Source organism: Pseudoalteromonas sp. L21 (assembly GCF_021728035.1).
Lineage (GTDB): Bacteria > Pseudomonadota > Gammaproteobacteria > Enterobacterales > Alteromonadaceae > Pseudoalteromonas > Pseudoalteromonas arabiensis.
Genome location: NZ_JAKKCV010000001.1, coordinates 363,949 through 376,708 on the forward strand (window position 1 = coordinate 363,949; position 12,760 = coordinate 376,708).

The window sequence follows — 12,760 nt, forward strand, 5'->3', positions numbered from 1 at the left end:
CCCCATTTAAAGCAATAACTTAAACGAAATTAAAGTGAACGTTGTACTTCAACCGTCTCGAATACCTCGATTTGGTCGCCAACTTTAACATCGTTGTAGTTCTTAACGCCGATACCACATTCCATACCGTTACGAACCTCAGCAACGTCGTCTTTAAAGCGACGCAGTGACTCAAGTTCACCTTCATAGATAACCACGTTATCACGAAGTACACGGATAGGCGCGCTACGCTTAACGATACCTTCAGTAACCATACAACCTGCGATTGCACCAATCTTAGGTGACTTGAACACGTCACGAACTTCAGCAAGACCAATGATCTCTTGCTTGAATTCTGGTGCAAGCATACCTGACATCGCTTGTTTAACTTCTTCAATCAGGCTGTAGATTACGCTGTAGTAACGTAAGTCTAAGTTTTCTGACTCAATTACTTTACGAGCTGATGCATCAGCACGTACGTTAAAGCCAACAACAATCGCGTTTGACGCCGCTGCAAGCGTTGCATCAGTTTCAGTGATACCACCTACACCTGAACCAACAATCTTCACTTTAACTTCATCAGTAGAAAGCTTAGTTAATGAATCAGCGATTGCTTCGATTGAACCTTGTACGTCAGCTTTAAGAACGATATTAACTTCAGATACATCGCCTTCAGCCATGTTCGTAAACATGTTTTCAAGCTTCGCTTTTTGTTGACGAGCAAGCTTCACTTCACGGAACTTGCCTTGACGGTAAAGTGCGACTTCACGCGCTTTACGCTCATCTTTAACTACTGTTGCTTCGTCACCCGCAGCAGGGATACCAGAGAGACCTAAAATCTCAACTGGGATAGATGGACCCGCAGACTTGATGTCTTTACCGTTCTCATCTTTCATCGCACGTACACGGCCATATTCAAGACCACACAGTACGATATCACCTTGATTCAGTGTACCTGATTGTACAAGAACTGATGCAACTGGACCACGACCTTTATCAAGACGTGATTCGATTACAACGCCCGCCGCCATACCTTCTGCAGGCGCAGTAAGCTCAAGAAGCTCTGCTTGCATTAGGACTGCTTCAAGTAGGTCATCAATACCTAAACCTGTTTTTGCAGAGATATGTACAAACTGCGTATCACCGCCCCACTCTTCAGGGATTACATCAAGTTGAGCTAGCTCATTCTTAACGCGATCTGGGTCGATACCTTCTTTATCCATCTTATTTACTGCGATAATTAAAGGAACGCCAGCAGCACGGGCGTGCTGAACCGCTTCTTTAGTTTGTGGCATTACACCATCATCCGCAGCAACAACAAGGATTACGATATCCGTTGCTTTTGCACCACGTGCACGCATTGATGTAAACGCGGCGTGACCTGGCGTATCTAAGAAGGTAATCATGTTACCGTTAGTTTCAACGTGGTATGCACCAATATGCTGGGTAATACCGCCCGCCTCACCAGATGCAACTTTTGCTGAACGAATGTAGTCAAGTGTTGACGTTTTACCGTGGTCAACGTGACCCATTACGGTTACAACTGGAGCACGAGGTACAGCTGTACCTTCTTCGCTACGGTCGTTGAGTACTTTCTCTTCTAATTCGTTTTCTTTAACGATAATAACCTTGTGGCCCATTTCTTCAGCAACAAGTTGTGCTGTTTCTTGGTCAATCACTTGGTTGATGGTAACCATGTCACCCATCTTCATCATTGTTTTAACAACTTCAGCACCTTTAACAGCCATACGAGATGCAAGTTCAGCAACTGTGATTGTTTCACTAATGCGTACTTCGTTTTTAACATCTGCAGTTGGCTTTTGGAAACCATGCTGTAGTGAAGTTGGTGCTTTTAATTTGCCTTTTTTACCCTTAGGTAAAGGAGCCTTCTCTTTTTGAGGTCCTTTTTTCTTTTTCTTACGGCGAGCACTTTGCTCTTCACGTGCATCAGATTCATCTTCTGCTTCACGCGCGTAAGTTGAAGTCGTAAGATGGTGATCAGCGTTTTCTTCACGCTGCTTACGCTCTTCTTCTTCTTTCTTCCAGCGAGCTTCATTTTCTTCAGCTAGCTTTCTTGCCTCTTCTGCTTGACGTTTCGCTTCTTCTTCAGCTTTTCTCAATGCGGCCTCTTCTGCTTCTTTTTGCAGACGCTCAGCTTCGGCACGATCTTTTTCAGACTTAGCACTTTGCTCTGGGGTCATCTGCTTTTGTTTCGCTTTACGCTCAGCTTCAGCTTTGCGTTTAGCCTCTTCTTTGGCTTTACGCTCAGCTTCTTCTTTAGCTTTACGTTCTGCCTCTTGTTTCGCTTTAAGCTCTTCAGCTTCTTGCTGGGCTTTAAGCTCTGCTGCCTTACGAGCAGCTTCTTCTGCAGCTAAACGCTCTTCTTCTTGCTGTTGCTCAACGGCGCTTTTCTTTACGTAGGTACGCGTTTTACGTACTTCTACTTGGACTGACTTCGCTTTACCTGTAGAGCCAGTTACACTTAACGTGCTTTTGCTCTTACGTTGCAAAGTCATGCGAGCAGGGCCTTCCGAGCCCGTGCCACCATGCTGCTTACTCAGGTGATCAAGTAACGTTGACTTCTCAGTTTCTGTTACCATATCACCTGCTTGTTTTTTGATACCGGCTTGCTCAAGCTGCTGTAATAATTTATCAACAGTTGTACCAATATCTCCGGCTAGTTTTTCAACATTTACTTCTGCCATAGTGTGTAATACCTCCGTTAATAAATTACTCGTCTGCGAACCAACAAATGTTACGCGCAGCCATAATAAGCTTGCCAGCTTCTTCTTCTGAAAGGTCAGTGATATCCACTAACTCATCAATACCTTGCTCAGCTAAGTCTTCAAGTGTTATTACACCTTTACTTGCCATTACAAATGCAAGGTGACGTTCTAGACCTTCAAGTGCTAGTAAATCCTCTGCAGGCTCTGCACCATCAAGGCTTTCTTCTGTCTTAAGCGCTTTTGTTGTTAATGCGTCTTTTGCACGAGAACGTAAAATATCAACTGTTTCTTCATCTAAACCGTCAATTTCTAAGAATTCAGATGCAGGAACATAAGCAACTTCTTCAAGTGTTGAGAAACCTTCGTTGATAAGCAATGTTGCAAACTCATCATCGATGTCTAGGTACTCAGTGAATAAGTTGATTAATTTGTCTGATTCAGCTTCGTTCTTCGCACGCATGTCATCAACAGTCATGACGTTTAATTCCCAACCAGTCAATTGACTAGCAAGACGCACGTTTTGACCGTTACGACCAATCGCTTGTGCTAGGTTATCGGCTTCTACAGCGATATCCATTGAATGTGTATCTTCGTCCATCACGATAGATGCCACTTCAGCTGGCGCCATTGCATTGATAACAAATTGCGCAGGGTTATCATCATAAAGAACGATATCAACACGCTCACCGCCAAGCTCAGTTGACACAGCTTGAACACGTGCGCCACGCATACCAACACACGCACCTACAGGGTCGATACGTTTGTCGTTAGATTTTACTGCAATCTTTGCACGCGAACCTGGATCACGTGCTGCGGCACGTAATTCAATCATTTCCTCGCCAATCTCTGGCACCTCAATGCGGAAAAGTTCCATCAGCATTTCAGGCTTAGAACGCGTTACGAATAGCTGTGCGCCACGTGCTTCTGGTTTAACTTCGTAAAGCAAACCACGGATACGGTCACCTGGACGGAAGTTTTCACGCGGTAACATGTCATCACGGTAGATAACCGCTTCAGCATTGTTACCTAGGTCAAGTACAATAGCGTCACGCGTTGCTTTTTTAACAACACCTGTCACCAACTCACCTTGTTGATCTTTATATTCTTCAACAACTAACGCACGTTCAGCTTCACGTACTTTTTGCACGATAACTTGCTTTGCCATTTGCGTTGTAATGCGGTCGAACTTGATTGACTCAATTTGCTCTTCTACGTAATCACCTAGTTGTAACTCAGGGTCTTCAACTTGCGCTGCTTCCAACGTAATTTCGCTGTAAGGGTGTTCTAACGAACCGTCTTCTTGAACTTCTGCAATTTTCCAGCGACGGAACGTGTCGTAATTACCTGTTTTACGATCGATTGATACGCGAACATCGATTTCGCCATCGTGTTTTTTCTTTGTCGCAGTCGCTAATGCGAACTCTAACGCTTCAAAAATCTTTTCTTTTGGAACCGCTTTCTCATTGGAGACGGCTTCAGCAACCAATAATATTTCTTTTGCCATGGGTTATGCCTCGCTTGCCCTATTCCTTCGCACTCGAATTAAAACTTTGCGATGATGTTCGCACGTTCAATGTTACTTAGCATAATCATATGCTCAGTGCCATCTGCCGAAAGTGTGATCATATCACTGCTAACTGATACTAAATCGCCTTTAAAATTACGGCGACCATCTTGCGGAAGCTTAGTACGCACGCGTACCTCTTCTCCTTGCGCCTTCTCGTAGTGATCTTGTTTGAATAATGGACGATCAACACCAGGAGACGAAACTTCCAAATCATATTCGTTTGTAATCGGGTCTTCTACGTCTAAAATCGCGCTAACTTGACGACTTACATCGGCACAATTATCAACCGTAATCCCTGCATCGTGATCAATGTAAACACGTAATGTAGAGTGGCGACCAGCTTGCACAAACTCAAGACCATGTAACTCAAAACCTAACATTTCTACGGCTGGTGAGAGCATGGTTACTAAATCTTGCTCAAGTTTTGTCACGAAAATCCTCCATACAAACAAAAAAAGGGCATATAGCCCTGAATACTGAGTTTAATAATGATTTATACCACTGGGGTATTAAGTAAATCATGCTAGACCAGATACAACAACGCCCCGAACCAAGCGGGGCGTCACACCTAAAGCATAAAACTGTGTGGCCTAGGGCCAAGCTTGGTTGCGAGTCATTTATCTGACTAAATTAAACTAGATAGCCTAAACGCAAAACGCGCATTACCCAGAATGCGCGACTTCAATACAGTAAGCTAACTTACTGTGTATGTTTATCACATTACTGTGTAAACACTGAGTTGGTTGCGGGAGCCGGATTTGAACCGACGACCTTCGGGTTATGAGCCCGACGAGCTACCAGGCTGCTCCATCCCGCGCCAATGGATATTAAAGCTAATTGCTAAATATCGCAGTTTGAGTGACAAGTACCTCAAATCAATGGCGGCTATTATAAGCACGTAGCGCTCAATTAGCAACCTCATTGGGTGAATTAGTTAGACTATTTTGTAGATAAAAACATTATGACAGCCCTGTCATTAATTTCCTATTTTCGAGAAAAGTGGTCTATAGTTGGTATTATAATAAGAAAAACTATAGCGAGTGCTATTAAGCGATAATTAATGAGTCTATCTATTTTTCAAAAAAAGCTTTTACAACAAAATGTTGAGCTGATAAAACCGGATTTTCATCAATTTACAAAGACATTTCATTCGTTAATGAGTGAAAAGCCGCTGCAAATGACAATTCCAAGTCAAGAAAGCATTAATCAGCAAAGCTACATTTTATATTGTGCACTTAATAAGGTAATAAATCATTTAGATGATTTACCCCTTGTGATCCCATTTATTCACTATATGGCAAACAATCTCAGCTTTTTAAACGTTAATTGTACTGACATTGACTTACTTTGTGATGCTTTTTGGGACACCCTTCAAAAACAATCAATTAAATTGAATAGTCACCTAAGTCAGGCATGGTTACAAGCAATATTAATATTTAAGAATATCGTTAAAAGCTATCTTTTTTCATATAGTAATGTTGTGTCTTTAGCGCAAAGGCAAGCAACACAGCTAAGTTCATAATTGCCCTAATTCAGTGTTTAGCCTATCAATCTGGCGTTGCTCAACCGCAATTAGAGTATCAAATTGACTCGTTACAGCGCTCATTTTCTCAGACAATGCTTCGTCAGCACTCACATCTGTCAAATTTACAGCACGGGGGCGGGTTTGTTGTTCAAGTTGACTCAGTTGACTATTTAGCTGTGCATAGAGTGTGTCAATCTTATTTTGATGCTCAGTGATTTCTCGTTTTATTTGCTGTGTTCGAATAAAACTATCAACCTCTGTATCTACAGTTTGATCACTTTGCGCTAAAAGCGTCGCTTTTTCAGTATTTAGTCTATCGATACCTCGTTGTTCATTATCGATAAGTAATTTGTAGCGCTGAGATGTAGCAGTCATTTGTTTTGCAATTGCAGCTACTTTTTTATTCCCCACTACATTATTCAATTGTGTGTCAGCTTGTTTACTTAAGCTGGCAATATCATTATCTAAGCGTTGGGTTAAAGTGTCTATTTTGTTGTGGTGCTGTTGAATTTCGGCATCAATTTGCTTTACTCGGATATAGCTATCTACACCAGAATCAGGCTTTACAGGTGCTGATTCAAATAGATTAGAAACATGCGGATTTTGCTCTTGAATGATTACTAATCTAGCGTCCTTTCCACATGGTTGCTGGCTAAACTCAACCACGCCGTTTTTTTCACACTGGTAAACCGCCGCGTTTACTACATTCGTAAACATTAAATACGCACAACTCAAAAATATCACTGTTTTAAACTGAATTTGCATGCCATCACCCTTTTAGAGTTTAGTTCCTTATATTAACACACTAATTAATTTCACGATCTATATCTGCATTTACTTCGTATCGATTTATTTAGTCACAAGTCAATTAGGTTTACTATAGTGCAATACTCAACTTTACGGTTTATTTTTGGCGACCAACTTAACGCCAGTCATAGTTGGTTTAAAGAAGACGATCAGCAAGATGTGTTGTATGTATTGGCCGAACTAAAACAAGAAACCGACTATGTAAAACATCACCTACAAAAGATTGCCGCTTTTTTTGCTGCTATGGAAAATTTTGCATGTGCATTAAAAAAAGCAGGATTTAATGTACTGCATCTTACCCTTAATGAAACCTCTGGCAGTTCTTCGCTAGCTACCCTTTTGACAAATTTAGCTAAACAATACCATTGCCAAACTATTGAGTATCAATCTCCTGATGAATATCGACTTAAACAGCAACTACTCGATTATACAAAACAAACCTCACTTAAGGTAAATGCGTACGATACAGAACACTTTTTGCTACCGTTTAATGAAATACCTCAATATTTCAAAAAAGATAAACATGTAAAAATGGAGTTTTTCTATCGAGCCATGCGTAAGCGCTTTAATATTTTAATGGATAAGAATAATGAACCGCTTGATGGGCAATGGAATTTTGATCAGCAAAACAGAAATAAGTTAAAACAAAGCGATCTTAAAAATATCCCTGAACCTTTGTGCTTTAGCCATGATGTGAGTGATATTCTAAAGCGTATAGAAAAACATAAAATAAATACTTTTGGAGAGTGTAACGAAACCTTAATCTGGCCAACTACGCGCTCGGAAGCAAAACAATTACTCGACTTTTTCTGTAAACACTTACTTGTTCACTTTGGCCAGTTTCAAGACGCCATGACATGTCAATCAGACTATCAATGGTCTTTGTATCATAGTCGCTTATCATTCGCGCTTAATACCAAAATGCTGCACCCGATGCAGGTCATTGAGCAAGTATTAAGTAGCTTTAAGAAACAGCACATCGACATTGCACAAGTAGAGGGTTTTATTAGGCAGATCCTTGGTTGGCGTGAATATGTTCGCGGTATTTATTGGCAAAATATGCCTGATTATGCGAGTAAAAATACCTTGAATGCTGAACGTACCCTACCCGACTATTTTTGGCACGGCAAAACGAACATGAATTGTATGCACCATGCCATTACACAAAGTTTGCAAACGGCCTATGCACACCACATTCAACGCTTAATGATCACCGGTAACTTCTGCTTGTTAACTGCTATTGATCCAAATGAAGTTGATGCTTGGTATTTAGGTATCTATATCGATGCTATCGAATGGGTAGAAATGCCGAACACGCGTGGCATGAGTCAGTTCGCAGATGGAGGGTTAATAGCAACTAAACCCTATGCCGCCAGTGGTAATTACATCAATAAAATGAGTGATTACTGCAAGCATTGTAGCTACAACGTTAAAGAAAAAGAAACTGATGACGCATGTCCGTTTAACAGTTTATATTGGCACTTTATGTTAGAGCACGAACAACAGCTATCGCAAAACCCACGTATTGGAATGATTTACAACAATTGGTATAAACAAGATGAGTCACTTAAGCAAGCAACGTTAAAACGTGCCAAGTGGTGCTTAGATAATTTAGAAAAACTGTAACAAAAAAAGCCGCCTCAATTGAGGCGGCAAAACTAATTCAGGGAACAATGCTGGTCGGTATTACTTATTTTCGAGTAAGTTACCATTACCGATTTCAATTTTACGTGGTTTTAAAGCTTCAGGGATTTCACGTTGTAAATCGATACTAAGTAAACCATTTTCAAGATCTGCACCCAGCACTTTGACGTGGTCACCTAATTGGAATTTACGCTCAAAGTTGCGCTCTGCTATGCCTTGATGAATGAATTTACGCTCTGCATTATCTTCTTTATCAGCTTTAGTACCGCTGACTTTTAAGGTGTTGTTTTCTGACTCAATAGTCAATTCACTGTCACTAAAACCGGCTACAGCCATAGTGATACGATATTTGTCTTTATCGAGTGCTTCGATGTTATACGGAGGAAAACTTGGCTGCTTGTCGGTACGTGCTGCCGCATCCATTAATGATGCTAAATGATCGAAGCCGATGAATGAACGATAAAGTGGTGATAAGTCTACTGTACGCATAATTATATCCTCATATTTAAGCGATATTTTGTTAGTGTTCTTCGTTTGAACAAACGCTAACAAAGTTAAATTAACATTATAAATTTCAATTACTTTAGTTGGTTTGGGACCCATCAGGCGTCCTCACTAAACTATTTATGGGCGGGTAAATTCTTTTCAAGATTTTTTAGTAAAAAAAATGGGGGTTTTTTCTAAAAAGTGAAATTCAAAAAGCCTAAAACTGGTCCGAATAGGTTGATTTTAAAAGGCTAAGCACGTACAAGGTGAGAATGAAAAAAAATCCTACTTTTTTAAAAAAATTTTTCAGTGTGATAAAAACTGCCGTGTTGATAGTTGTGGTTTTTTATGCTGTAACGACATTTCAGCAACGTAACTTACTCTCAACAGATAAAACGCCCGCACCTTATTTTAATTTAGCCACACTCGAAGACCCAAATCAGCGCGTCAGTATTGCACAGTTACAAGGTAAACAAACCGTGGTGTACTTTTTTGCCCCTTGGTGTTCAATTTGTCGCTACAGCATGCCAAATTTAGAAACAGCCCATCAACAAGGTAAGCTAAATGCGATTGCGATCGCTCTTGATTATCAAAATATTGATGAAATAAAACAGTTTACTGACTCATTACAGTTAACCATGCCGGTACTATTGGGCAGTCGAAACACAGGTAAAGATTATAAAGTGTCTGCTTACCCCACCTATTATGTGATTGATGAGCAACTGACCATTACAGCACGTTCTATGGGTTACTCAACTGAACTAGGCTTACGCTTGCGAACACTTGAGTAGTTAAATTATTCATAAAGAGAAAAAACAGAACAGTACAATCGATTTTATGCACTGTTTTTATTCATTTAATCCGTTAAGATGATAAACACATTCACATCGAGGAGAGCGATATGTTAACTGTAATTTTTGGCCGTGAAGGCTGCCCTTTTTGCGTTCGTGCTAAAGACGTTGCTGAGAAACTAGCAAATGAGCGTGACGATTTTAAATACCGTTACATCGACATTATCAAAGAAGGTATCAGTAAAGCTGATTTAGAGCAGTCTGCAGGCAAACCCTGCCCAACCGTACCACAGATTTTTATTGACCAAGCCCACATTGGTGGCTTCACTGAATTTGAGGCATACGCAAAAGAAAATTTAGGGTTATATCAATAAATTGTAAACATGGTTGATTTTGGCACTTTTGGACTGATTAAATTATGACCAACATCAACCACATACAAATTAGTTGTAATTTATACAAGCAATTGCCTTGTATTTCCTATACAATGCGCGCCTCTTTAAATTCGTTGAGGCGTATTAATGTCAGAACCAGTCACGTTTGAATCTCTAAATCTTTCTCCTGCAATCCTTAAAGCAGTTGAAGAGTTGGGTTACAAGACTCCATCTGAAATCCAAGCTCAATGTATACCGTTATTGCTAGAAAGAAAGGACGTACTGGGACTAGCGCAAACGGGTACAGGTAAAACAGCAGCATTTGCACTGCCGTTACTAAATAATATTGACCCGTCTGTAAAACAGCCACAGATCCTTGTTTTAACGCCTACGCGTGAACTTGCGATCCAAGTAGCTGAGGCATTCGAACAATATGCTAAGCATACTCGTGGAGTTGAAGTTTTAGCCCTATATGGCGGCCAAAGCTACAGCATCCAATTAAGTGCACTTCGTCGTGGCGCGCAAATTATTGTTGCAACGCCAGGTCGCTTAATCGACCACATTAACCGTGGTACCATCAAGTTTGAGAGCTTACAAGCGCTTGTTCTTGATGAAGCAGACGAAATGTTACGCATGGGCTTTATCGATGATGTTGAAAGCATCATGGAAAAAACACCGCGTGAAAAGCAAACATGCCTTTTCTCTGCGACCATGCCTAAGCAAATCCAAAATATCAGTAGCAAATACATGAATGAGCCTGAGCAAGTTCATATCTCTGCTCGTAACTCAACTGTATCTACTGTTGAGCAAGTATTTTGGAATGCACATGTACATAAAAACAAAGCTATCGTTCGCTTCTTAGAAGCTGAACAATACGATGGTGCAATTGTTTTCGTACGTACACGTAACGACACTGTACAGTTAGCTGAATTACTTGAGCGCGAAGGTTTCTCTGCGGCACCACTTAATGGTGACATGAACCAACAAGCACGTGAGCGCACAGTAGACCGTTTGAAAAACGGCCTAGTTGATATCGTTATTGCAACAGACGTTGCTGCACGTGGTCTTGATGTAGACCGTTTAAGCTTAGTAATCAACTACGATATTCCACAAGACTCAGAAGCCTACGTTCACCGTATTGGGCGTACTGGTCGTGCGGGTCGTACAGGTAAAGCGATTCTTTTCGTAAAACATAACGAGCGTTATTTACTTAAAAATATCATTCGTCATACGAAGTCAGAGATCGCACAAGTTGATTTACCAACAGCAAAAGTAGTTGAAGAAAAACGTATTAAAGCGCTTCAAGATAAACTCACTATTGCACTTGAAAACAAAGATATCACCTTCTTTAATCAAGTGGCCGCTAACATGGCTGAAAAACTTGAACTAAGCTTTGAAGATTTAGCTGGTGCGCTACTTTGTTTGGCACAGCAACAATCACCGATCAAAGTTGAAGAAGTTAAAGTTCAACCGCGTGGTGAGCGTAGCGAACGTAGCGATCGTCGTCGTAACGAACGTGGTGATCGTGGCGACCGTGCTGGACGTGAGCGTAAACCTCGTGAGCCGCGTGAACGCAACAGCCGTAGTATGGGTCCTATGGACACTTACCGTATCGAAGTCGGTCGTGAGCACGGTGTACAAGTTAAGAACATTGTAGGCGCGATTGCTAACGAAGCTGATATTTCAAGCAAGTTCATTGGTGATATCCGCTTACACGACAGTCACAGTACTGTGCAATTACCACAGAACATGCCAAAAGATGTGCTTGATCACTTCCAAAAGGTATTTATCTGTAAACGTCCTATGAATATGACGCTAACGCAAGACCAAGGTCCTGCGGCTCCTCGCTCTGAACGCCCAAGCGGTGATCGTGGTGACAAAAAGCGCAGCTTCAAAGACAAAGATCGTGGTGAAAAACGTGGCGGCCCACGTAAAGAGCGCCGTCCAGTGAGCTTCACATCGAACTAATAGAGCAGTAAGCTTTAAGTAAAAACCTTGTCATGAAAGTGACAAGGTTTTTTTGTTTTTAGCGCTGTAAATTTTTTAGATCCATAGCGTTACAGCAGTAAATATCAGCCATACACCATCCCTCATTTATTGCTCGTAATAGTGTGTAATGTTTAATGATGAGTTTCTCAGCTATAAAGTTTGTGGAATAAGGAATACATCTTTATTCAAACTAATACTCAGCAAACTTAAATGGAGATTTATCATGTCAAATACACTTACTATACTACCGAATCCAAAAACAATCCTAGTTGCTAACACTACTCCTGCGAATACAACTGCGCTTGCATCAACTGAAGCGGAGACGTGGCAGATCTCGGAAAAGAAAGGGACTATTTCAGGTGTCGGTGTAACAGTATCTGGAGCTGGTGCTTGGGCTAAAATGTCTGGTTCTTTTGATTTTTCGATAGTAAACCTAGAAAGCTCTCGTACATATCAAAAAATGGTTTCTGAATACAATATATCAGGTGGCGTTAGTGGCTTTTGGGGATGGCTTGGTTTCGGTGCAAATGCCGAAACACACAAAGAGGAAATCAAAGAAGCAATGCAAGAGCTTAGTCAACAGCAAAAAGTCGATGGCTCCGTGGATGTTGACCTTATGGTCACTGGTTTGATCCCTGGCTTTGAAGTAAGTGCAACAGCATATATTCTGGTGCTACAGATTCAAAGCTCATCAGGTGCCACATATAGTATTGCTTCATCAACAAGCCCTTCGACAGATGTTGGCGCACAAGATCAAAACCAGCAAAACCTGCCTACTTCAAATAATAATTCAACTATCAGTCTATAAATATCACATCTAAGATCATCAAAGTACTATGCTTTGATGATCTTAGATTTATCCAGACAAACAG

At 40.9% G+C, this 12,760-nt stretch carries 11 protein-coding genes and 1 tRNA gene; 6 read left to right on the forward strand and 6 right to left on the reverse strand.

From position 1 onward, the window contains the following. Positions 1 to 29 precede the first annotated feature (29 nt). The 4 genes from infB to L3V41_RS01705 form a co-directional block, all read right to left on the reverse strand. Entirely contained in the window at positions 30 to 2,684 is a 2,655-nt protein-coding gene (gene infB / locus L3V41_RS01690) for a translation initiation factor IF-2 (protein ID WP_062569823.1), read from the reverse strand. A 25-nt stretch (positions 2,685 to 2,709) separates the two neighbouring features. Next, positions 2,710 to 4,209: a transcription termination factor NusA gene (gene nusA / locus L3V41_RS01695; RefSeq protein ID WP_062569822.1), complete on the reverse strand. Its 1,500-nt coding sequence runs from the start codon at positions 4,207 to 4,209 to the stop codon at positions 2,710 to 2,712. A 38-nt stretch (positions 4,210 to 4,247) separates the two neighbouring features. Further along, the gene (rimP, locus tag L3V41_RS01700) at positions 4,248 to 4,703 is read right to left on the reverse strand and encodes a ribosome maturation factor RimP (protein WP_062569821.1); all 456 of its coding nucleotides are present in this window, start codon (positions 4,701 to 4,703) and stop codon (positions 4,248 to 4,250) included. 309 nt (positions 4,704 to 5,012) lie between these two features. Then, positions 5,013 to 5,089 (reverse strand) — tRNA-Met (locus tag L3V41_RS01705). Positions 5,090 to 5,332: 243 nt separating this feature from the next. Here L3V41_RS01705 and L3V41_RS01710 point away from each other — a divergent pair. Next, positions 5,333 to 5,794: a globin gene (locus tag L3V41_RS01710; protein ID WP_062569820.1), complete on the forward strand. Its 462-nt coding sequence runs from the start codon at positions 5,333 to 5,335 to the stop codon at positions 5,792 to 5,794. Here L3V41_RS01710 and L3V41_RS01715 read toward each other — a convergent pair. Further along, positions 5,789 to 6,562 (reverse strand): DUF4124 domain-containing protein, encoded by a 774-nt coding sequence (locus L3V41_RS01715; protein ID WP_237127077.1) that lies wholly within the window; start codon positions 6,560 to 6,562, stop codon positions 5,789 to 5,791. The two genes, L3V41_RS01710 and L3V41_RS01715, sit on opposite strands and share 6 nt — an antisense overlap. Positions 6,563 to 6,676: 114 nt before the next feature. Here L3V41_RS01715 and L3V41_RS01720 point away from each other — a divergent pair, with 114 nt between their 5' ends. Next, positions 6,677 to 8,230, forward strand: coding sequence for a cryptochrome/photolyase family protein (locus L3V41_RS01720; protein ID WP_237127268.1), 1,554 nt, complete (start codon positions 6,677 to 6,679; stop codon positions 8,228 to 8,230). 60 nt (positions 8,231 to 8,290) lie between these two features. On the opposite strand, the gene L3V41_RS01725 is transcribed toward L3V41_RS01720, so the two are convergent. Next, complete coding sequence (locus L3V41_RS01725) at positions 8,291 to 8,737, reverse strand: Hsp20 family protein (protein WP_062570041.1); 447 nt, start codon at positions 8,735 to 8,737, stop codon at positions 8,291 to 8,293. 269 nt (positions 8,738 to 9,006) lie between these two features. On the opposite strand from L3V41_RS01725, the gene L3V41_RS01730 reads away from it, so the two are divergent. The 4 genes from L3V41_RS01730 (at position 9,007) to L3V41_RS01745 (ending at position 12,696) form a co-directional block, all read left to right on the forward strand. Continuing rightward, positions 9,007 to 9,525, forward strand: a complete 519-nt coding sequence (locus L3V41_RS01730) for a TlpA disulfide reductase family protein (RefSeq protein ID WP_062569817.1) — start codon at positions 9,007 to 9,009, stop codon at positions 9,523 to 9,525. Between the two features lie 110 nt (positions 9,526 to 9,635). Then, on the forward strand, positions 9,636 to 9,899 hold the full coding sequence (locus L3V41_RS01735; RefSeq protein WP_062569816.1) for a GrxA family glutaredoxin: 264 nt from the start codon (positions 9,636 to 9,638) through the stop codon (positions 9,897 to 9,899). A gap of 147 nt (positions 9,900 to 10,046) precedes the next feature. Further along, entirely contained in the window at positions 10,047 to 11,867 is a 1,821-nt protein-coding gene (locus L3V41_RS01740; RefSeq protein ID WP_062569815.1) for a DEAD/DEAH box helicase, read from the forward strand. A gap of 244 nt (positions 11,868 to 12,111) precedes the next feature. Then, positions 12,112 to 12,696, forward strand: coding sequence for a hypothetical protein (locus L3V41_RS01745; protein ID WP_209438188.1), 585 nt, complete (start codon positions 12,112 to 12,114; stop codon positions 12,694 to 12,696). The last annotated feature ends 64 nt before the right edge of the window (positions 12,697 to 12,760 follow it).